Raw genomic sequence first — 24,925 nt, forward strand, 5'->3', positions numbered from 1 at the left:
CCTATTCGGGAATGGCTTCGCAGCCGCCCTGATCCAACGGCACTTCCGGCTCGGCCGGCAACACCATGTAGGTGCCCTCAAACACCGCCCCTTTATCATCATCGCCAAACAGCACCACTTCCGCCTGCACGCGGGCGCGGCGGCCGCGCGCCAGTCGGTCAAGATCGCCGCTCAGCGAGCTGAGATCGGCCACCGCCCGCGGACGGCCGGTGATTGGCTTGCTGTAGCGGATATGCGCATCCGCCAGAATGATGGTGCCGCCCAAATGGCGCTCGCGCAGCAGCAGCCAGATCAATCCCCAGGCGGTCAGCGTCGCCAGCGAAAACAGGCTGCCGGCAAACAGCGTATGGTGCGGGTTCTGATTGCCGACCTCCGGCATGGTGGTGACAAAGCGCTGGCCAGTGTACTGGCTGATGCGCACCCCCATCTTTTCACTGAGCGGAATATGATCGTACCAGGCCTGCTGCAGCTGCCCGCACCAGTCCGGGCGGTGCAGGATATCGTCCAGCGTCGCCACCGGCTTAATCATCAGGAAGTGGCGGATCGGCGAGGTCTGCGGCGCGCTGATCTCCCCCTGGCTTTCAAACCCCAGCTTGGCGAAGAACGCCACCGCATCTTCACGCGCGCTGCACACCACGCGCTTCACACCTTCCTGGCGCGCTACCGACTCCAGCGTCATCGCCACCAGCGTGCCCAGCCCTTTGTCCTGTACGCCAGGGTCGACCGCTAAAAAACGAATCGCCGCTTCGTTATCCGCGTTGATGTACAGCCGGCCGACGGCGACGATTTTGCCATTCTCATCCACCACCATTTGGTGGTGCGCCATGGCGTCATAGGCATCCTTTTCCGAACCCACCGGCTGGTGTAATGGCTTGCGCAGCATTTCCCAGCGAAACTGGTAATAATCCTTCAGTTCTTGTTCTGTAACGGGTACTCGTAGGTGATACATAGACGCCTTCTCTCCAAATTTTTAAACCTGTAGCCAGAACGTCACCGGACCGTCGTTCACCAGTGCGACTTGCATATCCGCCGCGAACTCGCCGGTCTGTGTTTCCACGCCGCGTTCGCGGCATTGGCCAACAAAATACTGATATAGCCGATCGGCCTGCGCAGGCTCCGCGCCGCGCGAGAAGCCGGGCCGCATACCTTTTTGCGTGTCCGCGGCCAGCGTAAACTGTGAAACCACCAGCACGCTGCCGCCGGCCTGCTGAACGTTAAGGTTCATCTTGCCGTTATCATCACCAAAAATGCGGTAGCCCAGCACGCGCTCGCACAAACGCTCGGCTTTCTGTTCGTTATCATCTTGCTCTACACCCAATAACACTAACAAACCCGGGCCAATTTTGCCTACCGTCTCGCCGTTTACCGTGACGCTGGCGTTTAATACTCGCTGAATCAATGCAATCATGACGGTTTATCCTGCTGTTGCTGCTCAATTTTTTGCTGTTTGTACGCGCGGTACTCCGCGAACGTGGCGGCGATCTCCGCACCGAGCAATACGATACACCAGCTCCAGTAGACCCACAGAAATAAAATCGGGATCACCGCCAGCACGCCGTATATCAACTGATAAGACGGGAACATGGTGACGTACAGCGCAAAGCCCTTCTTGCCCAGTTCGAACAGCAGCCCGGCCACCAGCGCGCCGACCAGTGCGTCCTTCGGCGGCACCCGCACCGTCGGCACGATGCTGTACAGCAGCCAGAAAGAGACCCACGACAGCAGCAGCGGGAAAATACGCAACAGCCGATCCACCAGGCTGTTAACGCCGGTCTGCGCCAGCCAGTTCAGCGACAACAGATAAGAGCTGATCGCCATGCTGGCGCCCACCAGCAGCGGCCCCAGCGTCAGCACCATCCAGTACACCGCGAACGAATAGACGATCGGCCGCTTGTTTTTACTGCGCCAGATGGTGTTAAGCACGCTGTCGACGGAGGAGATCAGCAGCAGCGCGGTGACAATCAGGCCGCAGGTGCCGACGGCGGTCATTTTGTTGGAGTTGGCGACAAACTGCTCCAGATAACGTTGGATCACGTTGCCGGCCGCCGGCATAAAATTGGAAAAGATAAAGCTCTTCAGCTGTACGCTGATATCGGAAAACATCGGGAAGGCGGCAAACAGCGCAAATACCACGGTCACCAGCGGCACCAGCGACAACAGGGAGACATACGCCAGATGGCCCGCCAACATGGTCAGGCCGTCGCTGTCGATGCGCTTGAGCAGCAGCCGGCCGTAGGTGACGCCCGGCTTTACGGATGACGGCAGCTTCTTGCTACGGAAAAACGACATACTCACTCCTTGTCAGTTCGTATGTCTTAAGCTTAACCCGCCTGGCTCAAGCGGCAAAATAGGCCGGCACCGTATCGCGATCGGTCACCCATACCGCCGTCATGCCCAAAGCCCGTGCGGCCGCAATATTATCGGGATGATCGTCAAAGAATACCGCCTGTTCCGCCGGGGTGTTTTCCGCTTCCAGCACCCGCTGGTAAATGGCCGGCTCCGGTTTACGCAGGCCGAGATCCTGCGACAGGTAGAGATGGTCCGCCGCCGCCGCCACCTCCGGGTAGTGCTGCGGCCAGTAATTGCAGTGCAGCCGGTTGGTGTTCGACAGCACCACCACCCGGTGGCCCTCGTTGCGCAGGCGCTGCATGATGGCGATCACCTCCGGACGCAGCGCGACAAATACCGCCTGCCAGCCGGCGGCAAACTGCTCAAAGCTCAGCGCGATGCCCATTTCATCGCACAGGCGGGCGGCGAACTCCTCGTCGCTCACTTCCCCCCGCTCATGGCGCTGAAATACCTCACCCATGCTAAAGCGTTCCGCCAGCACCGCCAGCGGCGTGCCGCTCAGATTGCTCCATACGCCCAGCACACGTTTGAAATCGATATCGACGATCACGTTACCTAAATCAAAGATATACAGCATAGCCCTCTCCTGACGACCGGTGAGGTTTCACTGTAGCGGGAAAAGCAGAAGCTGAACAGATAAGGCGGAGAAAAGCGCATAGCGCGCCGCAGAAAAGGGAGAAAGCAGAAGAAAAAACTCAGGGCGCCCGACAGGCGCCCCAAGCAGTGCGTTCTAAATCAGCAGTTATGCTTCTTTAGAACCGCGGCTTGCACGTTTGCGATCGTTTTCCGTCAGGTGACGTTTACGAATACGCACGGACGTTGGCGTCACTTCAACCAGTTCGTCATCATCGATAAATTCCAGAGCCTGCTCCAGAGTCATCTTGATAGGCGGAACCAGCGTCGTCGCTTCGTCAGTACCGGAAGCACGCATGTTGGTCAGTTTCTTACCGGTCAGGCAGTTCACGGTCAGGTCGTTGGAGCGTGAGTGAATACCGATGATCTGGCCTTCATACACTTCCGCACCGTGGCCCAGGAACAGCTTGCCGCGATCTTGCAGACCATACAGGGCGAACGCTACCGCTTTACCCTGGCCGTTGGAGATCAGCACGCCGTTCTGACGCTGGCCGACTTCGCCCGGACGCAGATCGTCGTAGTGGCTGAAGGTGGAGTACAGCAGGCCGGTACCGGAGGTCATGGTCATGAACTCGTTACGGAAACCGATCAGGCCGCGGCTTGGGATCACGTAGTCAAGGCGCACGCGGCCTTTACCGTCCGGATCCATGTTTTTCATATCGCCCTTACGCTCACCCATCGCCTGCATCACAGAACCCTGATGCTGCTCTTCGATATCCAGCGTAACGTTCTCGAACGGCTCTTGTTTACGGCCATCGATTTCACGGAAGATAACTTTCGGACGGGAAACCGCCAGCTCGAAGCCTTCACGACGCATGTTTTCGATCAGCACCGACAGGTGCAGTTCACCACGGCCGGACACGCGGAACGCGTCGGCATCGTCGGTTTCTTCTACGCGCAGCGCCACGTTGTGCACCAGTTCCTTGTTCAGACGCTCAAGGATCTGACGAGAAGTCACGAACTTGCCTTCTTTACCGCAGAATGGCGAGGTGTTGACGTTGAAGAACATGCTGACGGTCGGCTCATCGACGGACAGCGCAGGCAGCGCTTCCACGTTAGCCGGATCGCAGATGGTGTCGGAGATGTTCAGCTCGCCCAGGCCGGTGATGGCGATGATGTCGCCCGCTTCCGCCAGGTCGCTGTCGATACGCTCCAGACCCAGGTGGCCCAGCACTTTGCCCACTTTACCGTTGCGCGTCTTGCCTTCGCTGTCGATAACGGTGACCTGCTGGTTCGGCTTCACTTTACCGCGCTTGATGCGGCCGATGCCGATCACGCCCAGGTAGTTGTTGTAGTCCAGCTGGGAGATCTGCATCTGCAGAGGGCCATCCAGATCCACTTCCGGCGCGGACACGTGGTCAACGATCGCCTGATACAGCGGCGTCATATCGTCGGCCATATCGGTATGATCGGTGCCGGCGATGCCGTTCAGCGCGGATGCATAGATGATAGGGAAATCCAGCTGCTCGTCGGTAGCGTCCAGGTTAACGAACAGGTCGAATACCTGATCGACAACCCAGTCAGGACGTGCGCCCGGACGGTCAACCTTGTTAATGACCACGATCGGCTTCAGACCATTTGCAAACGCTTTCTTGGTCACGAAACGGGTTTGCGGCATTGGGCCATCCATTGCATCCACAACCAGCAGCACCGAGTCGACCATTGACATCACACGCTCTACCTCGCCGCCGAAGTCGGCGTGTCCCGGGGTATCCACGATGTTGATGCGGTAGTCATTCCAATTAATGGCGGTGTTTTTTGCGAGGATGGTAATCCCACGCTCTTTCTCCAAATCGTTGGAGTCCATTACGCGCTCGGCGGCTTCCGCACGCTCTCCGAAGGTACCGGATTGTTGCAGCAGCTTGTCGACCAGAGTGGTTTTACCATGGTCAACGTGGGCAATAATGGCGATGTTACGCAAATTTTCGATCACAGCTTTGCCTCAGGCATTAGAAATAGCGCGCTATTGTACACGTATTAAGCGAGGGACTAAACAAGATCACAACCATCTCTGATAAACAATGCTAATCAGGTTAGTTTGTGATCCCTTTCACGGTGCAAAACGTCACCTTTGGACGCAATTTGCACCATTATGGTGCCCATCGCGGGGTTATTTGCACGATTATGGTGCAATGCATTCCTGTTGGTGCATACTCGGAATGGGTAAAAGCCGCCCAGAATGGCATAAGGCCGCCATTTTGAAACTTGGCACGCTTTTCGCTTTAGTCTACACAAGGTGAAAAAAAGCCAGTAGTAAAGATTCGTTCCACGACGACGACAATGATAAATCCGGGAGAGTTAAGTATGTCCGCTGAACACGTTTTGACGATGCTGAATGAGCATGAAGTGAAATTCGTAGACCTGCGTTTCACTGACACCAAGGGTAAAGAACAACACGTCACCATTCCTGCCCACCAGGTAAACGCCGATTTCTTCGAAGAAGGCAAAATGTTTGACGGCTCGTCGATCGGCGGTTGGAAAGGCATTAACGAATCTGACATGGTGCTGATGCCGGACGCCAGCAGCGCGGTATTGGATCCTTTCTACGAAGAGCCTACGCTGATTATTCGCTGCGACATTCTTGAGCCGGGCACCATGCAAGGCTATGACCGCGACCCGCGCTCTATCTCCAAACGTGCGGAAGACTTCCTGCGCTCTTCCGGCATTGCCGACACCGTGCTGTTCGGGCCGGAGCCTGAGTTCTTCCTGTTCGACGACATCCGCTTCGGCAGCAGCATCAGCGGTTCCCACGTGGCGATCGACGATATCGAAGCCGCCTGGAACTCCGGCACCAAATACGAAGGCGGCAACAAAGGCCACCGCCCGGGCGTCAAAGGGGGTTACTTCCCGGTGCCGCCGGTCGACTCTTCGCAGGACCTGCGTTCAACCATGTGTCTGACCATGGAAGAAATGGGTCTGGTGGTTGAAGCTCACCACCACGAAGTGGCAACCGCAGGTCAGAACGAAGTGGCGACCCGCTTCAACACCATGACCAAGAAGGCCGATGAAATCCAGATCTACAAATACGTGGTCCACAACGTGGCGCACGCATTCGGCAAAACCGCAACCTTTATGCCAAAACCGATGTTCGGCGATAACGGTTCCGGCATGCACTGCCACATGTCGCTGTCCAAGAACGGCACCAACCTGTTCGCCGGCGACAAATACGGCGGCCTGTCTGAAACCGCGCTGTTCTACATCGGCGGCGTAATCAAACACGCGAAAGCCATCAACGCCCTGGCCAACCCGACCACCAACTCTTACAAGCGTCTGGTTCCGGGTTATGAAGCGCCGGTTATGCTGGCCTACTCAGCGCGTAACCGCTCTGCATCCATCCGTATTCCGGTGGTTGCCAGCCCGAAAGCGCGCCGTATCGAAGCCCGCTTCCCGGATCCGGCGGCCAACCCATACCTGTGCTTCGCCGCACTGCTGATGGCCGGTCTGGACGGCATCATCAACAAGATCCACCCGGGCGACGCCATGGATAAAAACCTGTACGACCTGCCGCCGGAAGAAGAGGCTGAGATTCCAAAAGTGGCCGGTTCCCTGGACGAAGCGCTGGCGGCGCTGGACGAAGACCGCGAGTTCCTGACCCGCGGCGGCGTCTTCACCGACGACGCGATCGACGCCTACATCGCTCTGCGTAAAGAAGAGCTGGACCGCGTGCGCATGACGCCGCACCCGGTTGAATTCGAACTGTACTACAGCGTTTAAGCTTGACCAGCGCCGCCCCGCGCGGCGCCACCTAATTTTAGTTGTCGTTTTTTTGTTGCCGTGGAAACTTTTCAGCCCATCTTCGGATGGGTTTTTTTCTCCACACTCTTTTTCTGCAAATCCACGCCATTCCGCAATTATCACGGATGGAGTAGGATGGATGCACCAAAACAGTGCAAAGCGTTCGCGCTTAGTCTGCCGGCTGACCGGGTTAGCAAATTCAACCCATGCGCCGCACCCTGGAAGATGAAGGGCATATATGACAACTGAACCACTGCCCGATGCGGGGCAGATCCTCAATTCCCTGATCAACAGCGTACTGCTGCTGGACGATCGGCTGGCGGTACATTACGCCAACCCCGCTGCGCAACAGCTGTTGGCGCAAAGCTCCCGTAAACTGTTTGGCACGCCGCTGCCCGACCTGCTCGGCTATTTTTCGCTGAACGTCGATCTGATGCGCGAAAGCCTGAATACCGGCCAGGGGTTTACCGATAACGAAGTCACGCTGGTGGTTGACGGCCGCGCGCATATTCTGTCGCTGACCGCACAGGCGCTGCCGGAAGGCTATATCCTGCTGGAACTGGCGCCGATGGATAATCAGCGTCGCCTGAGTCAGGAACAGCTGCAGCATGCCCAGCAGGTCGCCGCGCGCGATCTGGTGCGCGGACTGGCGCACGAAATCAAAAATCCGCTCGGCGGGCTGCGCGGCGCAGCACAGCTGCTGGCCAAAGCCCTGCCCGACCCGGCCCTGACCGAATACACCAAGGTGATCATTGAGCAGGCCGACCGCCTGCGCAACCTGGTCGATCGCCTGCTGGGGCCGCAGCGGCCCGGTCAGCACATTACGCAAAGCATCCACCAGGTGGCGGAGCGGGTATGCCAGCTGGTGTCGCTGGAAAAACCGGAAAACGTCACGCTGGTGCGCGATTACGACCCCAGCCTGCCGGAGCTGGCGCACGATCCGGAACAAATTGAACAGGTGCTGTTGAATATTACCCGCAACGCGCTGCAGGCGCTGGGCGATACCGGCGGCACTATCCGGCTGCGCACCCGCACCGCGTTTCAAATCACTCTGCACGGCACGCGTTACCGCCTGGCGGCGCGCATTGATATTGAAGACGACGGCCCCGGCGTGCCGGCGCAGCTGCAGGATACGCTGTTCTACCCGATGGTCAGCGGCCGCGAAGGCGGCACCGGCCTAGGATTATCCATTGCCCGCAGTCTGATCGATCAGCACTGCGGCAAAATTGAATTTAACAGTTGGCCGGGACATACCGAATTTTCGGTTTACCTGCCTATTCGTCAGTGAGGTTTGCTATGCAACGAGGGATTGTCTGGATCGTCGATGATGACAGCTCCATCCGCTGGGTGCTTGAGCGCGCCCTGACCGGCGTCGGCATGCGTTGCGCAACGTTTGACAGCGGCAACGCCGTCCTGGAGGCGCTGTCTACGCAAACTCCCGACGTTTTACTGTCCGATATCCGCATGCCGGGCATGGACGGCCTGGCGCTGCTCAAGCAGATTAAGCAGCGTCACCCGATGCTGCCGGTGATCATTATGACCGCCCACTCGGATCTGGACGCTGCGGTCAGCGCCTATCAGCAAGGGGCGTTCGACTACCTGCCGAAGCCGTTCGACATTGATGAGGCCGTCGCGCTGGTCGAACGCGCCATCAGCCACTATCAGGAGCAGCAACAGCCGGCGCGCAGCCAGCCCGCCAGCAGCCCGACCGCCGACATTATCGGCGAAGCGCCGGCGATGCAGGACGTCTTTCGCATTATCGGCCGCCTGTCGCGCTCATCCATCAGCGTGTTGATCAACGGTGAGTCCGGCACCGGTAAAGAGCTGGTGGCGCATGCGCTGCATCGCCACAGCCCGCGCGCCAAATCGCCGTTTATCGCCCTGAATATGGCGGCTATCCCCAAGGATCTGATCGAATCCGAGCTGTTCGGCCATGAAAAAGGCGCGTTTACCGGCGCCAACCAAATCCGTCAGGGCCGTTTTGAACAGGCCGACGGCGGCACGCTGTTCCTGGATGAAATTGGCGATATGCCTCTGGACGTGCAGACTCGTTTACTGCGCGTGTTGGCGGATGGCCAATTCTATCGGGTCGGCGGCTACGCGCCAGTGAAAGTGGACGTGCGCATTATTGCCGCCACCCACCAGAACCTGGAGCAACGGGTGCAGGAAGGCAAATTCCGCGAGGATCTGTTCCACCGTCTGAACGTGATTCGCGTTCACCTGCCGCCGCTGCGCGAGCGTCGGGAAGACATCCCGCGGCTGGCGCGCTACTTCCTGCAGGTGGCCGCCAAGGAGTTGGGTGTCGAAGCCAAAAACCTGCACCCGGAAACCGAAACCGCGCTGACGCGCCTGCCGTGGCCCGGCAACGTGCGCCAGTTGGAAAATACCTGCCGCTGGCTGACGGTGATGGCCGCCGGTCAGGAAGTGCTGATTCAGGATCTGCCCACCGAATTGTTTGAAGCCTCACCGCCGGAGAGCGGCGCGCCGGCCGGCGCCGGCAACTGGGCGACGCTGCTGGCGCAGTGGGCCGAAAGCGCGCTGCGTTCCGGTCATCAAAACCTGCTCTCGGAGGCGCAGCCGGAAATGGAACGCACCCTGCTGACCACGGCGCTGCGCCATACCCAAGGGCATAAACAGGAGGCCGCGCGCCTGCTGGGCTGGGGCAGAAATACCCTGACGCGCAAGCTGAAAGAGCTGGGCATGGAGTAAACGGCGCGCCCAATGCTGAAAACCTCGTTGGGCGCACAAAAAAACAGCAACTTCAGACTTTACAGTAAACTAACTCGCAGTATGATCGGGTCGAAAAAACCCGGAGGTCGCCATGCTGGATTCTCTTATCGCCTTTATTGCGCAAGGTGCGGACGTCAGCGCTACTGCCGGCCATACGCCGCAGGCCGCCGTTGCCGCCGTGCTGTGCGCCGCCCTGATTAACTTCTTCAGTTAAGGCCACGGCCGCCGGCGGTGCGGCCGTGGCGGGACACCGTCAGATCACGCGGGAAAACTGCTGCGCACGCGCCTGTTTGCGCAAATAGATATCAAAACACATACAGATATTGCGTATCAGCAGGCGTCCCTGCGGCGTAACGCGTATGCCCTGCTCATCACGCACCACCAGCCCGTCGCGCTCAAACGGCGCCAGCAGCTGCAGATCCTCAGCGAAATATTCCACAAAGCTAATACCGTACTGCTGCTCTATCGGGCGGAAATTCAGCTGGAAGTTGCAGATCAGGGTTTTGATCGCGTCGCGACGCAAGCAGTCATCTTCGCTCATCGTCAGCCCGCGCCACAGCGCATTGCCCTGCTGCTCAACGCTGTGATAGTACGCCTTCAACTCCTTCTGATTTTGCGCGTAGCTGTCCCCCAGCATGCTGATGGCCGACACGCCCAGCCCCAGCAGGTCGCTGTCGCCCTGAGTGGTGTAGCCCTGAAAATTACGGTGCAGATTTCCTTCGCGCTGCGCCACCGCCAGTTCATCATCCGGGCGGGCGAAATGGTCCATGCCGATAAACTGGTAACCGGAGTCGGTCAGCGAGGCGATGGTCTGCTGCAAAATATCCAGCTTTTGCTGTGCGTCAGGCAGATCGGCGTCCTTGATTTTACGCTGGGCGGCGAACAGGCTCGGCAGATGGGCATAGTTGAACACGCTGAGCCGATCCGGGTTCAGTTCGACAACCCGCTCGAGGGTGAAAGCAAAGCTCTCCGGCGTCTGCTTCGGCAGGCCGTAAATCAGATCGATATTGGTGGAGTTAAAGCCCAGCGCTTTGGCGCGCTCAATCAAGGCAAAGATGAACGCTTCATCCTGTTCACGATTGACCAGCCGCTGCACCTCCTTGTTGAAGTCCTGCACCCCCATGCTCAGGCGGTTAAAGCCCTCGGCGCGCAGATGATCGAGCACATCCAGCTCAATCTCACGCGGATCCACTTCGATCGACATTTCAGCCTGCGGCAGGAAATCAAAATGCTGGCGCAGCATGGCCACCAGCCGGCTGATTTGCGTTTTGCTCAGGTAGGTCGGCGTACCGCCGCCCCAGTGCATCTGGCTGACCTGGCGCCCGGCAAACAGCGGCGCCCGGGCGGCAATTTCCTGCGCCAATACCGCCAGATACTCATCCGCTTTGTGCGTCTGACGCGTCACCAGCTTGTTACAGCCGCAGAAATAGCACAGCTTGTGGCAAAACGGGATATGGACATACAACGATAGCGGTCGCTCAGGGTAGCGCCGGGCGGCACGTTGGAATGCCGCCTCGTCGTAGCTTTGGCTGAACTCCAAAGCGGTTGGGTACGAGGTATAACGCGGGCCTGAATAGTTATATTTTTGGATCAGGGCCAAATCCCAGACGATAGCCTGTTCTGACATTGCTCACTCCTTCCGATCGCCCCAAAGAGTCGCGAACGGCGGATGCCATGACTCAGAACCCCCTGGGTTTACGTTTGCTGCCGGGCCGGGAAATGGGCAATTGTCGTTGCTGTCTGGCCACGGAAGCGCTGCGGAGGCGCGCTTTGCGCCTCGACAGCCGCCATAGTTTACCGAATAACCACAGCAGATAACATGTTAACAGTAGGGCTATTAGCAGAATTGGCCACATAACCGGTTAAAGCGCGTTTTTCGGGCCGCCGCTTTTCAGCAGTTTCAGGATATCTTCCGGTTTTTCTTCTTCGTCGATGTCGTCATCGTCGTCACCCAACTCGATGCCCAACTGCGCCATCAGCGCATCAATGCGGTCCAGCGTCTGATCGACGTAGGCCTGCTCTTCCCCCGTCAGCTTGTCGCCGTCGTCAATGCGGTCCAACAGGGCGTCCAGACGCTCATCATTTTCCAGCTTCGCCAGCTCTTCTTCCGGCGACAGGCGCGGTTTGGCTTCAGCCTTGGTTTTGTTCTGCGGTTTCACCTTAGCCTGCGCTTCCACCAGCAATGGCACCGGCGTTTTGCTGCCGATACGCGGATCTTTCACATCCCCGGTTGCGGATTTCTTTTGCTTGGCGTTTTCAATCTGGGTGCGTGAACCGGAAGCATGGCCACGGCGCTTTTTCTGGCGCTTACGCTCGCGAGCTTCCATATCAAGCTCAACACGACTTTTCTTTTTTGCTTTTGACGTCGCCGCTTTGCCGCGGGGCGCTTTTGATGACTGGTTCATGGCATATGCTCTTCGGTGTATGTAGATTCAGTATATACCCGTCATTCTTCAAGCTGCAGATGCGTTGGCTGCGCTCAGTCACCCGAATCGCTTACCAGAGTAAGCTCATCGGGATTCCTTCTCTTGTCGCCTTCCCGCAGCTCGAATTATTTAGGGTATAGAATTGCGGCGGAATCTAGCAGAAAGCAGACAAATAAAAAAGGCGACAGGTTAAACCTGTCGCCTATTTCATACCTTCATACGAAGGATATTCCTGCTACGCACTCCATGCGCACACTCAACATCCCGGTTTTTCCTTCTGCTATCAGCGCATTCCCTGCTATTTAGCCTTCCATCCTGGAAAGAAAAATCATCCCTGTACGCAATCCTTTCGTATCCGCTCATCCTGAGCGCGCATCCCGCGAGCATCCGACTGCCAATACTCCACCATCCTTGTGGCGTTCGCTAATCCTAAGCGAACAAATCAACGCCGTTTGAAGTCATCCTGTCACTCATCGCACTTCCTGTGCGCTCCCTGAGGTTTTTCGTTCATCCTGAACGTTCCTGATTCCTTCACATCCTGCGTTGGTCGCTACTTTACGCGGATTACGCCTGCGCTCAAGGTACTCACAACGGCTTACACGGACTATTTGCCCCCAACACAAGACAACCATTTGTTTTTAAAATAAATATTATTTTACGGTCGGAAAATAAAGCGACATATCCCCCTGTTGGAATGGCAAATGTCTTACACGCCAATGCCGCTTTGCCGGTGGAAAATTGCCGCTCTGAGGGGGAAAATCGGAGAAAGCGCCCCTTTTTCACGCTGATGCAGTTATAATCGCCCACCGGAAAGCCCTTCTTCACTCGGAGACGAAAAATTTTGACCAGCAAAAATTACAACTACCACATGACCCATTTCGTCACCAGTGCGCCCGATATCCGCCATCTGCCGCCGGATGCCGGAATTGAAGTGGCATTCGCCGGCCGCTCTAACGCCGGCAAGTCCAGCGCGCTGAATACGCTGACGAACCAGAAAAGCCTGGCGCGCACCAGTAAAACCCCGGGACGCACCCAGCTTATCAACCTGTTTGAAGTGGAAGACGGCATCCGCCTGGTCGACCTGCCGGGTTACGGCTATGCCGAAGTACCGGAAGAGATGAAGCGCAAATGGCAGCGCGCGCTGGGTGAATACCTGCAGATGCGCAACAGCCTGAAAGGGCTGGTTGTGCTGATGGATATCCGCCATCCGCTCAAAGATCTCGATCAGCAAATGATTCAGTGGGCGGTGGATGTCGGTACTCCGGTTCTGGTGCTGCTGACCAAGGCCGACAAGCTGGCTTCCGGAGCGCGCAAGGCGCAGGTCAATATGGTGCGTGAAGCGGTGCTGGCGTTTATGGGCGATATTCAGGTCGAGCCGTTCTCTTCGCTGAAAAAATTTGGCGTTGATAAACTGAGCCAGAAGCTGAACACCTGGTTTAACGAGATCCCACCGGAAGTACTGCCGGAAGAGGATGACATCGGCGGCGAGTAACGCCCAGACCAGATGATAATCAGGGTCCGCCAGCGGGCCCTTTTTTGATCGCGCCAGAAGATTTTGTTATCTAATTACAGATCTGAACGAAAGACATCAGAAAAAGTTATGACAAGATGACGGGAAAATGACGGTTGGCGGCGAGTAAGGGTTACGAAGCGCCGGGAAAAGTCGTGATAAAGAACGGGTAATCTTATTGTTTTTACAATAAAAAACGCCCCAGTCACTGCTGACTGGGGCGGCTAATATTCAGCCAAATCCGATTACGTGAAGTAAAAGGTCTGAAAGATAGAACATCTTACCTCTGTACCCTACGCCTGTAACTTTACATCATTTTTTCACCAGGAAAAAGAATTTTCTGTAGTTTAGTTACAGCCTGAAAGGGGGAATAACGGCGATGTTGCGGAAACAATCGCCGTATAATGTAGCTAAATTACGAAAATAGCTGGGTTTTTCGCCGTTTAGCGCAACGTTCGGCCAGTTGCGTCATTAATGCGCTTCTTCCCAGTTATTTCCGCTGCCAACGTCCACTTTTAACGGCACCGCCAGCGTCATACTGCCTTCCATCAGGTCGCGAATGCGCTGGCTGGCTTCTTCCAGCACCGACTCGTGCACTTCAAACACCAGTTCATCGTGCACCTGCATGATCACGCGCACCTGCGGTTCTTTCTGCTCCAGCAGCCAGCTATCCACGGCGATCATCGCACGTTTGATGATATCGGCCGCGGTACCCTGCATCGGCGCGTTGATTGCCGCACGCTCCGCCGCCTTACGGCGCATGCCGTTGCTGGAGCGCACGTCCGGCAGATAGAGACGACGGCCGTCCAGCGTGCTGACGAATCCCTGTTCGGAAGCCTGCTGACGCGTGCGCTCCATATAATCCAGTACGCCAGGGTAACGCTCAAAATAGAGATCCATATAGCGCTGCGCCTCATTGCGCGGGATCCCCAGCTGGCGCGCCAGACCAAAGGCGCTCATGCCGTAAATCAGGCCGAAGTTGATCGCCTTGGCGCTGCGGCGCTGTTCACCGGTAACTTTATCCAACGGCACGCCAAAGACCTCGGACGCCGTCGCCCGGTGAATATCTTCCCCGGCGGCAAAGGCTTTCAGCAGCCCCTCATCCTGCGACAGATGCGCCATAATGCGCAGCTCAATCTGCGAGTAGTCGGCGGCCAAAATACGGTATCCCTTCGGCGCAATAAACGCCTGACGAATGCGCCGCCCTTCTTCATTGCGCACCGGGATGTTCTGCAGGTTCGGATCGCTCGATGACAGGCGGCCGGTAGCGGTGACCGCCTGATGGTACGAGGTATGCACCCGGCCGCTGACCGGGTTAATCATCTGCGGCAGCTTATCGGTGTAGGTGGACTTCAGCTTGGCCAGCCCGCGGTATTCCAGGATCACTTTTGGCAGCGGATAGTCCAGCGCCAGCTCGGCCAGCACTTCTTCATTGGTGGACGGCGCGCCTCCCGGGGTCTTTTTCAACACCGGCAGTTTTTGCTTCTCATACAAAATCGCCTGCAGCTGTTTGGTCGACGCCAGGTTAAACGGCTCTTCCGCCAGCTCATGCGCCTGCGTTTCCAGCTCGGCCAGCCGCTTGGTCAGCTCCTGCGAATGGGTCGCCAGAATATGCTGGTCGATCAGCACGCCGGTGCGTTCAATGCGGGAAAGTACCGGCAGTAACGGCATTTCAATCTCACTGAACACCTTGCGCTGGCCGTCGCTCTCTTTCAGTTTCGGCCACATGGCCAAATGCAGCTGCAAAGTGACGTCCGCGTCTTCCGCCGCGTACGGCGCCGCCTGCTCCAAGGCGATCTGGTTGAAGGTCAGCTGATTTTTACCTTTGCCGGCAATTTCTTCAAAGGTAATGGTTTTATGACCAAGATAGCGATCGGCCAGGCTGTCCATATCATGACGGCCGCCGACGCTGTCCAGCACGTAGGATTCCAGCATGGTGTCGTAGGCAATGCCGCGCAGATCGATGTCATAACGCGCCAGCAGGCTCTTGTCGAACTTCAGGTTCTGCCCGACCTTCAGCGCTTTTTCATCTTCCAGCAGCGGCTTTAGCGTTGCCAGCACATAGTCGCGATCCAGCTGCGCCGGCGCATCCAGATAGTCATGCGCCACCGGCAAATAGGCGGCGACGCCGGGTTCGATGGCAAACGACAGGCCGATCAGGTTCACACTCTGCGTATCCAGACCGTCGGTTTCGGTATCAAAGGCAAACAGCTCGGCTTTTTTCAGCCGCTCCAGCCATTCGGCAAAGGTTTTTTCATCCAGAATGGTGACATAGCCATCCTGCGACAGCTTGGCTTCCGCCTCGGCTTTAGGCGTCTCTGCGGCGGCGGACGGTTTTGCCGCGCTGGCGGCCTTGGCACCGCTGCCTTTCTTGCCCTGCAGCCAGGTGCCGGACTCAACGTCCGCCAACCAGCGCTTGAATTCATACTGTTTAAACAGCTGATGCAACTGATCGACATCCGGCGGCAGGACGTTCAGTTCGCTGCAGCTGACTTCCAGCTCAACGTCGGTTTTGATGGTCGCCAACTGATAGGAGAGGTAGGCCACCTCTTTGTTCTGCTCCAGCTTGGCGGCCATGGTTTTGGCACCGCGGAAGCTCAGGGTCGCAATGCTGTCCAGGTTGGCATACAGCGTATCCAGGCCGCCCAGCCCCTGCAGCAGCGCCTGCGCCGTTTTCTCGCCCACGCCCGGCACGCCGGGGATATTATCGGAGGAGTCGCCCATCAGCGCTAGGAAATCGATGATCAATTCCGGTGGGATGCCATATTTATCACACACTTCCTGCGGCCCCAGGATGGTGTTGTTCATGGTGTTGATCAGCGTAACGTTTGGCGTCACCAGCTGCGCCATATCTTTATCGCCGGTGCTGATCAGCACGGCATGGCCGGCTTTTTCCGCCTGCAGCGCCAGCGTGCCGATAACATCATCCGCCTCAACGCCCGGCGTCACCAGCAGCGGCAGCCCCATGGCCTTGACCATGCGGTGCAAAGGTTCGATCTGTGCGCGCAGATCGTCAGGCATCGGCGGACGATGAGACTTGTACTCAGCGAATAACTCATCGCGGAAAGTTTTGCCTTTGGCATCGAACACTACCGCCACATGGGTTGGCGCGTACTGCTGCAGTAGACTGCGCAACATATTCAGCACGCCGTACATGGCGCCGGTCGGTTCACCGGCAGAGTTGGTCAGCGGCGGGAAGGCATGATAGGCACGATAGAGGTAAGAGGAACCATCTACCAGGATCAAAGGGTTTTCAGCAATCTGGGCCATAGCGTTTCTTTTTGATGATGGACTTAGGGTAAGGATGCCATAGCTGGCCGCCGGAGACGATCCTTAGCGCGCATTACGATGAAAAATGATCGCCTTTTGCAAAGCGATCCGCAGGATCGTGCCTGTGGATAAGTTTGTGCATAGAAAAGAGAATGAATTATAACAATGGGTTAATTGTTATAATAACAAATAAAAAAACCAATAAAATCATGGCGTTTTATGGTAAGCATCGCTTGACCGCCATAATTTTCATTTTTTGAGATTTGTGGATATAAGTTACACGCGTTGTTCGGCACGCCGTTAATCAAATTCGGCGCCTCAATTACCCTAGCACAAACTGGGAAAGTTGCACGAAAATGCAGCAAATTACGACCATAAAAAACGCAATGACCGCGAGAGTCCGTAAGGCGGCAGACGAGGGTAAAGAAAACAGTTGCGCGTTGTGGGCGCTTTCCTCCCCCGCTTTCTGTTAAAATGCGTCCTTCACGCGCGGAAGCGTATGCCTGCAACGCTGTTTCCACTAACCGTCAACCGATAACCATGCCAAGATTGTTAGCCCCTGTTATTTTTATTATTTCTGCCTTATTGACCATCCTGTTGACGGTATTGTGTTCAATCCCCATCACGCTGGCCGGTATTGTTAAGCTATTGGTGCCCGTCCCGGCAATCTGGCGGGGCATTTCCGCATTTGCTGATTTTATGATGTGGTGCTGGTGCCAAGGGCTGGCTGTGCTGCTGCGCATTAACCCGCAGCTAAGCTGGGATATTGAAGGGCTGGAAGGGCTAAGCCGTAAAAACTGGTATCTGCTGATCAGTAATCATGAAAGCTGGTCAGATATCGTCGTGCTTTGCGTGCTATTTCGCAATCATGCCCCGATGAATAAATACTTCCTTAAGCAGCAGCTCGCCTGGGTGCCTTTTGTCGGCCTGGCCTGCTGGGCGCTGGATATGCCGTTTATGAAACGCTACTCACGCGCCTATTTGCTTAAGCACCCGGAAAAGCGCGGCCAGGATATTGAGACCACCCGCCGTTCCTGCGAAAAGTTTCGCCAGCGGCCGACCACCATCGTCAATTTTGTGGAAGGGTCACGCTTCACCGAAGCAAAAAAAATTAAAACCAATTCGCCCTACCGCAATTTACTGGCGCCAAAGGCTGCCGGCATTGCCTTTACCCTCAGCGCGTTAGGCAGCCAGTTCGATAAAATACTCAACGTTACGCTGCACTACCCGGATAACAGCGAACACCCATTCCTGGATATGTTATGCGGACGTCTGAAGCGGATAGTGGTGCGTATTGAAACCTTACCCATCGATGAAAGTCTGCATGGCGACTACTTCAACGATAAGCAATATAAACGACAGTTCCAGCTGTGGCTGAATACGCTCTGGCAGGAAAAGGATCGGTTACTGGATAAGCTCAAGCGCCAAACAAAAAACGCCGGTCAATGACCGGCGTTGCAATATTCAGCTTCAGTGAACGTTATTTCTTTTCGCTCAGGAATTTAACTACGTCAGCAAACTGCTTTACGTAAGCATCCATTGAACTGGTATCCAGGCCGTCATTCTTGACCATGTATTTGCCGTTAACAAACACCGCCGGCACGCCGCGCAGCTGCAGATCTTCCGCGGCTTTCTCCTGCTGAACGACCAAAGATTTCACCACGAAGCTGTTCAGCGCCGCGTCATAGTCTTCCGCCTTCACGCCCGCCTTCACAAACACGTTGCGAATATCATCCGGCGTTTGCACGGTTTGAGTTTTCTGTACCGCTTCAAACATCGGTTGGGTGATCTTGTCTTCTACGCCCAGCGCCATCGCCACAGCCCATGCCTGAGTCAGCTGCTTGCCCAGCGGGCCCAGGAACTCAACGTGGTACTTGGTCATTTTGGTGCCCGCCGGCAACGCTTTTTTCACCGCGTCAGAAACGTGGTAAACCTCTTCAAACTGGTAGCAGTGCGGGCAGTAGAACGAGAAAAACTCCAGCACCTGCGGCTCGCCGGTGACCGGCTTGTCCAGGGTTACATACTGGGTACCATCGCTGAACTGCGCGGCGGAGGCGCTAAACGCCATAACCATACCAACGAGCGCCAACCAAATCTTTTTCATAAGACTAAACTCTCCATTGTGTTAAATCTTCAATACATCGGCATCAGCTGCAAAGGAGGCTCCTGTAGCAGCTTGACCTGTTCAGTAAATGTCGCGGTCTGAGACAACCAGAAATCAGACTCCGCCATCCACGGAAAACTTCTTGGAAACGCCGGATCCTGCCAGCGACGCGCTACCCATGCCAGGTAATACACCATACGCATCGCCCGTAACGGCTCAATCAACGCCAGTTCAAGCCGGTCAAACTCGGCAAATTCGCTATAGGCTTCCAACAACACATCCAACTGCAGCAACTGCTCGCTGCGCTCACCGTGCAGCAGCATCCAAAGATCCTGCACCGCGGGGCCATTACGCGCATCATCAAGATCGACGAACAGCGGACCGTCGCGCCACAGGATATTGCCCGGATGGCAATCACCGTGCAAACGCAGCGGCTGCCAGTCCAGGTGCCAGCTCTGCTTAATGGCGTCGATCAGCCTATCCGTCGCGCCAAGAAAAGCTTCCCGCTGCGCCGACGGCACTAAGTCACACCCCGCCAGCACTGCTCTGGGCGCGGTGAGATACTCGTCAACGCCGATGGTCGGGCGCGCGGTAAACAACTTTTTCCGGCCGGTTTGGTGAATGCGCCCCAAAAAGCGGCCGACCCATTCCAGCTGGTCGAGATTATCTATCTCATACTGCCGCCCGCCGACGCTGGGGAAAACGGCAAAATAAAAGCCGCCGAAGCTCTGCAGCGTTTTCCCCTGCAGCCGTAGCGGCGCAACCGCAGGCGCCTCGGCATTGCTCAGGTCGAGAGAAAATTGATGTTCTTCCTCGATCTGCGCGGCGTTCCAGCGTTCAGGACGATAAAACTTCACCACATAGCGGTGACGTTCTTCATCGGCAAACTGATAAACGCGGTTCTCATAGCTGTTGAGCGCCGTCAGGCCGGAATCAACGCGCAGGCCGACCCCTTCTAATGCGGCCATAATCAGATCGGGAGAAAGGGTAGCAAAATTAAACGCAGAATCGTTCATAACAACATTCATTTTAGCCTGATGACAGCACGGGGGCCGGGAATGAAAATAGTAGCATCGTTGCCCCTGTACCGCAGCAGCACTAGTCCTTAATCACGCCGCGCGCACGTAATAATGCCGTTTTGAAATCTTCTTCGTAGTCTTTTTTCAGACCGGGGATCTGTTCCGTTGCGGCGCTGCCGCGCATTTTCAGATGATAGATTAAAATATCATCGCTCAGCTCGGCCAAATCACCCTGGAAACCCGCTTCCTGCGCCAGCTTTTGCAGAAACTGCATCAGATTGAGGTCGGGCTCTTCCTGCCAGGCCGGATGCAGTAGCTCAATCAATTCGTCCACGCGATGCGTTTTCATACTCATTCGTCCAATGAAGTCGATAAACCCACAAAGTAGCAGGCTTGCCTGCACAGGGAAAGGAACAGCGTGTCAATAAAGGTAAATCCTGATGTCCGGGCGGCTTTAGCGCTACAATCAGGGCGCAGGTTTCAAAAGGGAAAGGTTTATGCATACAGATATTACCGGGGTGATCCTGGCTGGCGGCAGAGCTACGCGCATGGGGGGAGAAGATAAGGGATTGATCTCGCTTGGCGGGATCCCACTCTATCGCCATGTGCTAGAGCGCCTGATGCCGCAGGTTAACGCCGTAATCATCAGCGCCAATCGCAATCAGGCAGTTTATCAGCAGAGCGGGCTGCCGGTTGTCGGCGATCTGACAGCAGATTTTGCCGGGCCGCTGGCTGGCATGCTGGCCGGCTTACGGGCGGCACACGGCGACTGGGTGGCCTTTGTCCCGTGTGACGTGCCTGATTTGCCGCTCACGTTGGTGGAGATGCTGTGGCAAGGCAAGCAGCAGGCCCTGGCGGCCTATGCCAGCGATGGCGAGCGCGCTCATCCAACGCTGGCGCTGCTGCACAAAAGCCTGGCGCCACAGTTGGCTGAGTATTTGGCGCGGGGAGAACGTAAGCTGATGCTGTTTCTTAAACAGGTTGCCGCCAGGCAGGTAGTATTCAACGGGCAGGCCCATGCCTTCCTGAATCTGAATACTCCCGATGATTGCCGGCATTGGCTACAGGAGAAGGGGATCGCCAATGACTAAACTCGCCACGCCTCTGCTTGCCATTGCCGCTTACAGCGGTACCGGCAAGACCACGCTGCTCAAGCAGCTGATCCCACTGCTGCGAGAAAGACATATTCGGGTCGGGCTGATCAAACACACCCACCATGATATGGATATCGATAAACCGGGGAAAGACAGCTACGAACTGCGTAAGGCCGGCGCAGACCAGACCCTGGTCGCCAGCGATCGACGTTGGGCGCTGATGACGGAAACGCTGGAACAGCAACCGCTAAATCTTCACTATCTGGCTAGCCGGTTCGACCACAATAACGTCGATCTTATTCTGGTCGAGGGCTTCAAACATGAGCCGGTCAGTAAAATCATTCTCTACCGAGCCGAAATTGGCCGGCCGCTGGAGGAGATGCTGGATAAGCATGTGATTGCGGTTGCCAGCGATCGCGCGCTTGATTTTGTCGGAGAGCGGCTTGATATCAACGATCCACCAAGCATTGCCGAGTTTATTGTGCGTTGGCTGAATAAATAAATCTGCAGGCAATAATTGCCTGCTTTTTTTATTTTTTCTGACCAAACGCAAAAAGCCTCATGCTTTCGCATGAGGCTTTCTACTTTATTTGATGCCTGGCAGTGTCCTACTCTCGCATGGGGAGACCCCACACTACCATCGGCGCTACGGCGTTTCACTTCTGAGTTCGGCATGGGGTCAGGTGGGACCACCGCGCTATTGCCGCCAGGCAAATTCTGTTTCATCCCGACCGCTACCTCGTAGCCATCAGAACCAATCTCGGAACTTCACTGAAAATATCAACCAATCTCTCTAAAACACCTTCGGTGTTGTAAGGTTAAGCCTCACGGTTCATTAGTACTGGTTAGCTCAATGCATCGCTGCACTTACACACCCAGCCTATCAACGTCTTAGTCTTAAACGTTCCTTCAGGGGCCTTAAAGGCCCAGGGAAGACTCATCTTGAGGCAAGTTTCGCGCTTAGATGCTTTCAGCGCTTATCTTTTCCGCACTTAGCTACCGGGCAGTGCCATTGGCATGACAACCCGAACACCAGTGGTGCGTTCACTCCGGTCCTCTCGTACTAGGAGCAACCCCTCTCAATCTTCCAACGCCCACGGCAGATAGGGACCGAACTGTCTCACGACGTTCTAAACCCAGCTCGCGTACCACTTTAAATGGCGAACAGCCATACCCTTGGGACCTACTTCAGCCCCAGGATGTGATGAGCCGACATCGAGGTGCCAAACACCGCCGTCGATATGAACTCTTGGGCGGTATCAGCCTGTTATCCCCGGAGTACCTTTTATCCGTTGAGCGATGGCCCTTCCATTCAGAACCACCGGATCACTAAGACCTGCTTTCGCACCTGCTCGAGCCGTCACTCTCGCAGTCAAGCTAGCTTATGCCTTTGCACTAACCTCACGATGTCCGACCGTGATTAGCTAACCTTCGTGCTCCTCCGTTACTCTTTGGGAGGAGACCGCCCCAGTCAAACTACCCACCAGACACTGTCCTCACCCCAGATTATGGGGCCGAGTTAGAACATCAAACATTAAAGGGTGGTATTTCAAGGATGGCTCCATGCAGACTGGCGTCCACACTTCAAAGCCTCCCACCTATCCTACACATCAAGGCTCAATGTTCAGTGTCAAGCTATAGTAAAGGTTCACGGGGTCTTTCCGTCTTGCCGCGGGTACACTGCATCTTCACAGCGAGTTCAATTTCACTGAGTCTCGGGTGGAGACAGCCTGGCCATCATTACGCCATTCGTGCAGGTCGGAACTTACCCGACAAGGAATTTCGCTACCTTAGGACCGTTATAGTTACGGCCGCCGTTTACCGGGGCTTCGATCAAGAGCTTCTCCTTACGGATAACCCCATCAATTAACCTTCCGGCACCGGGCAGGCGTCACACCGTATACGTCCACTTTCGTGTTTGCACAGTGCTGTGTTTTTATTAAACAGTTGCAGCCAGCTGGTATCTGCGACTGGCTTCAGCTCCATCCGCAAGGGACTTCACCTACGCGCCAGCGTGCCTTCTCCCGAAGTTACGGCACCATTTTGCCTAGTTCCTTCACCCGAGTTCTCTCAAGCGCCTTGGTATTCTCTACCTGACCACCTGTGTCGGTTTGGGGTACGATTTGATGTTACCTGGAGCTTAGAGGCTTTTCCTGGAAGCTTGGCATCAACTACTTCTGCACCGTAGTGCATCGTCATCACGCCTCAGGGTTAACAGCGTTCCGGATTTACCAGGAACACCCCCCTACACGCTTAAACCGAGACAACCGTCGCTCGGCTAGCCTAGCCTTCTCCGTCCCCCCTTCGCAGTAACACCAAGTACAGGAATATTAACCTGTTTCCCATCGACTACGCTTTTCAGCCTCGCCTTAGGGGTCGACTCACCCTGCCCCGATTAACGTTGGACAGGAACCCTTGGTCTTCCGGCGAGCGGGTTTTTCACCCGCTTTATCGTTACTTATGTCAGCATTCGCACTTCTGATACCTCCAGCAACCCTCGCAGGCCACCTTCAACGGCTTACAGAACGCTCCCCTACCCAACAACGCCTAAGCGTCGCTGCCGCAGCTTCGGTGCATGGTTTAGCCCCGTTACATCTTCCGCGCAGGCCGACTCGACCAGTGAGCTATTACGCTTTCTTTAAATGATGGCTGCTTCTAAGCCAACATCCTGGCTGTCTGTGCCTTCCCACATCGTTTCCCACTTAACCATGACTTTGGGACCTTAGCTGGCGGTCTGGGTTGTTTCCCTCTTCACGACGGACGTTAGCACCCGCCGTGTGTCTCCCGTGATAACATTCTTCGGTATTCGGAGTTTGCATCGGTTTGGTAAGCCGGGATGGCCCCCTAGCCGAAACAGTGCTCTACCCCCGAAGATGAGTTCACGAGGCGCTACCTAAATAGCTTTCGGGGAGAACCAGCTATCTCCCGGTTTGATTGGCCTTTCACCCCCAGCCACAAGTCATCCGCTAATTTTTCAACATTAGTCGGTTCGGTCCTCCAGTTAGTGTTACCCAACCTTCAACCTGCCCATGGCTAGATCACCGGGTTTCGGGTCTATACCTTGCAACTAGACGCCCAGTTAAGACTCGGTTTCCCTACGGCTCCCCTATTCGGTTAACCTTGCTACAAAATATAAGTCGCTGACCCATTATACAAAAGGTACGCAGTCACACCACGAAGGTGCTCCCACTGCTTGTACGTACACGGTTTCAGGTTCTATTTCACTCCCCTCGCCGGGGTTCTTTTCGCCTTTCCCTCACGGTACTGGTTCACTATCGGTCAGTCAGGAGTATTTAGCCTTGGAGGATGGTCCCCCCATATTCAGACAGGATAACACGTGTCCCGCCCTACTCATCGAACTCACGACCTGTGCATCTTCGTGTACGGGACTATCACCCTTTACTGTGCGACTTTCCAGACGCTTCCACTGACACACAAGCCGATTCAGGTTCTGGGCTGTTCCCCGTTCGCTCGCCGCTACTGGGGGAATCTCGGTTGATTTCTTTTCCTCGGGGTACTTAGATGTTTCAGTTCCCCCGGTTCGCCTCCTGCCACTATGTATTCATGACAGGATAGTGTGTCGAAACACACTGGGTTTCCCCATTCGGGTATCGTCGGTTGTAACGGTTCATATCACCTTACCGACGCTTTTCGCAGATTAGCACGCCCTTCATCGCCTCTGACTGCCTAGGCATCCACCGTGTACGCTTAGTCACTTAACCTCACAACCCGAAGATGTTTCACTTCGCGTTGCAAACATTTGAGAGACTCTATGACAGGTTACTCCTCATCCCACTACTTCTACGGAGGGATAAGTTTCAGCCGTCATGTTTCAATTTTCAGCTTGTTCCAGATTGTTAAAGAGCAAATATCTCAAACATGACTCGCAAGTCAGTTTTGAGATATCGTTTGATACCGTCTTTCACCCGATATCAGCAAGTGGCGTCCCCTAGGGGATTCGAACCCCTGTTACCGCCGTGAAAGGGCGGTGTCCTAGGCCTCTAGACGAAGGGGACACGAAATTTTCTTAGCGAATCACTGATTCGCTAATTTCG

19 protein-coding genes, 1 tRNA gene and 2 rRNA genes are annotated in these 24,925 nt (G+C 55.8%); 8 read left to right on the forward strand and 14 right to left on the reverse strand.

The annotated features are described in order from the left end of the window. Position 1 precedes the first annotated feature (1 nt). The 5 genes from fabY to typA all read right to left on the reverse strand — a co-directional run bounded on the left by fabY (position 2) and on the right by typA (position 4,915). Positions 2–949, reverse strand: coding sequence for a fatty acid biosynthesis protein FabY (gene fabY / locus D781_RS21850; protein WP_015962394.1), 948 nt, complete (start codon positions 947–949; stop codon positions 2–4). Positions 950–970: 21 nt separating this feature from the next. Then, positions 971–1,408, reverse strand: coding sequence for a D-aminoacyl-tRNA deacylase (dtd, locus tag D781_RS21855; RefSeq protein WP_015962395.1), 438 nt, complete (start codon positions 1,406–1,408; stop codon positions 971–973). Further along, positions 1,405–2,289 (reverse strand): virulence factor BrkB family protein, encoded by an 885-nt coding sequence (locus tag D781_RS21860; RefSeq protein WP_015962396.1) that lies wholly within the window; start codon positions 2,287–2,289, stop codon positions 1,405–1,407. Before D781_RS21860 ends, dtd begins: the two co-directional genes overlap by 4 nt. A gap of 46 nt (positions 2,290–2,335) precedes the next feature. Then, entirely contained in the window at positions 2,336–2,926 is a 591-nt protein-coding gene (gene yihX, locus D781_RS21865) for a glucose-1-phosphatase (RefSeq protein WP_015962397.1), read from the reverse strand. Positions 2,927–3,091: 165 nt separating this feature from the next. After that, complete coding sequence (typA, locus tag D781_RS21870) at positions 3,092–4,915, reverse strand: ribosome-dependent GTPase TypA (RefSeq protein ID WP_015962398.1); 1,824 nt, start codon at positions 4,913–4,915, stop codon at positions 3,092–3,094. 371 nt (positions 4,916–5,286) lie between these two features. Between typA and glnA the strand changes: the two genes are divergently transcribed. The 4 genes from glnA (at position 5,287) to D781_RS23815 (ending at position 9,661) form a co-directional block, all read left to right on the forward strand. Further along, positions 5,287–6,696 (forward strand): glutamate--ammonia ligase, encoded by a 1,410-nt coding sequence (gene glnA, locus D781_RS21875; RefSeq protein WP_015962399.1) that lies wholly within the window; start codon positions 5,287–5,289, stop codon positions 6,694–6,696. A gap of 259 nt (positions 6,697–6,955) precedes the next feature. Then, a complete protein-coding gene (gene glnL / locus D781_RS21880) occupies positions 6,956–8,005 on the forward strand; it encodes a nitrogen regulation protein NR(II) (protein ID WP_015962400.1) in 1,050 nt (349 codons plus the stop codon). A gap of 8 nt (positions 8,006–8,013) precedes the next feature. Beyond that, entirely contained in the window at positions 8,014–9,426 is a 1,413-nt protein-coding gene (gene glnG / locus D781_RS21885; RefSeq protein ID WP_015962401.1) for a nitrogen regulation protein NR(I), read from the forward strand. A 112-nt stretch (positions 9,427–9,538) separates the two neighbouring features. Next, a complete protein-coding gene (locus tag D781_RS23815; RefSeq protein ID WP_015962402.1) occupies positions 9,539–9,661 on the forward strand; it encodes a YshB family small membrane protein in 123 nt (40 codons plus the stop codon). Positions 9,662–9,700: 39 nt separating this feature from the next. Here D781_RS23815 and hemN read toward each other — a convergent pair whose 3' ends face one another. Then, entirely contained in the window at positions 9,701–11,074 is a 1,374-nt protein-coding gene (hemN, locus tag D781_RS21890; RefSeq protein ID WP_015962403.1) for an oxygen-independent coproporphyrinogen III oxidase, read from the reverse strand. Between the two features lie 235 nt (positions 11,075–11,309). After that, entirely contained in the window at positions 11,310–11,852 is a 543-nt protein-coding gene (gene yihI / locus D781_RS21895; protein ID WP_015962404.1) for a Der GTPase-activating protein YihI, read from the reverse strand. Between the two features lie 862 nt (positions 11,853–12,714). On the opposite strand from yihI, the gene yihA reads away from it, so the two are divergent. Continuing rightward, entirely contained in the window at positions 12,715–13,365 is a 651-nt protein-coding gene (gene yihA / locus D781_RS21900; RefSeq protein WP_015962406.1) for a ribosome biogenesis GTP-binding protein YihA/YsxC, read from the forward strand. 489 nt (positions 13,366–13,854) lie between these two features. On the opposite strand, the gene polA is transcribed toward yihA, so the two are convergent. Then, on the reverse strand, positions 13,855–16,653 hold the full coding sequence (gene polA, locus D781_RS21905; protein ID WP_015962407.1) for a DNA polymerase I: 2,799 nt from the start codon (positions 16,651–16,653) through the stop codon (positions 13,855–13,857). A gap of 540 nt (positions 16,654–17,193) precedes the next feature. Here polA and D781_RS21910 point away from each other — a divergent pair. Beyond that, a complete protein-coding gene (locus tag D781_RS21910; RefSeq protein WP_015962408.1) occupies positions 17,194–18,102 on the forward strand; it encodes an acyltransferase in 909 nt (302 codons plus the stop codon). 31 nt (positions 18,103–18,133) lie between these two features. Here D781_RS21910 and dsbA read toward each other — a convergent pair whose 3' ends face one another. The 3 genes from dsbA to D781_RS21925 all read right to left on the reverse strand — a co-directional run bounded on the left by dsbA (position 18,134) and on the right by D781_RS21925 (position 20,125). After that, positions 18,134–18,757 (reverse strand): thiol:disulfide interchange protein DsbA, encoded by a 624-nt coding sequence (dsbA, locus tag D781_RS21915; RefSeq protein WP_015962409.1) that lies wholly within the window; start codon positions 18,755–18,757, stop codon positions 18,134–18,136. Between the two features lie 29 nt (positions 18,758–18,786). Then, a complete protein-coding gene (locus D781_RS21920; RefSeq protein ID WP_041411940.1) occupies positions 18,787–19,773 on the reverse strand; it encodes a serine/threonine protein kinase in 987 nt (328 codons plus the stop codon). 82 nt (positions 19,774–19,855) lie between these two features. Continuing rightward, entirely contained in the window at positions 19,856–20,125 is a 270-nt protein-coding gene (locus D781_RS21925; protein ID WP_015962411.1) for a YihD family protein, read from the reverse strand. A 148-nt stretch (positions 20,126–20,273) separates the two neighbouring features. Between D781_RS21925 and mobA the strand changes: the two genes are divergently transcribed. Together mobA and mobB are read left to right on the forward strand one after the other, a co-directional pair. Continuing rightward, positions 20,274–20,867, forward strand: coding sequence for a molybdenum cofactor guanylyltransferase MobA (gene mobA, locus D781_RS21930; RefSeq protein ID WP_015962412.1), 594 nt, complete (start codon positions 20,274–20,276; stop codon positions 20,865–20,867). Continuing rightward, a complete protein-coding gene (mobB, locus tag D781_RS21935) occupies positions 20,860–21,372 on the forward strand; it encodes a molybdopterin-guanine dinucleotide biosynthesis protein MobB (protein WP_015962413.1) in 513 nt (170 codons plus the stop codon). Before mobA ends, mobB begins: the two co-directional genes overlap by 8 nt. Before the next feature lie 93 nt (positions 21,373–21,465). On the opposite strand, the gene rrf is transcribed toward mobB, so the two are convergent. The 3 genes from rrf to D781_RS21950 form a co-directional block, all read right to left on the reverse strand. Next, a 5S ribosomal RNA gene (gene rrf / locus D781_RS21940) occupies positions 21,466–21,581 on the reverse strand. Between the two features lie 103 nt (positions 21,582–21,684). Further along, positions 21,685–24,592 (reverse strand): 23S ribosomal RNA (locus tag D781_RS21945). A 218-nt stretch (positions 24,593–24,810) separates the two neighbouring features. Next, a tRNA-Glu gene (locus D781_RS21950) sits at positions 24,811–24,886 on the reverse strand. Positions 24,887–24,925: the final 39 nt, after the last annotated feature.

It is taken from the genome of Serratia sp. FGI94, from assembly GCF_000330865.1.
Classification (GTDB): Bacteria; Pseudomonadota; Gammaproteobacteria; order Enterobacterales; family Enterobacteriaceae; genus Serratia_B; species Serratia_B rubidaea.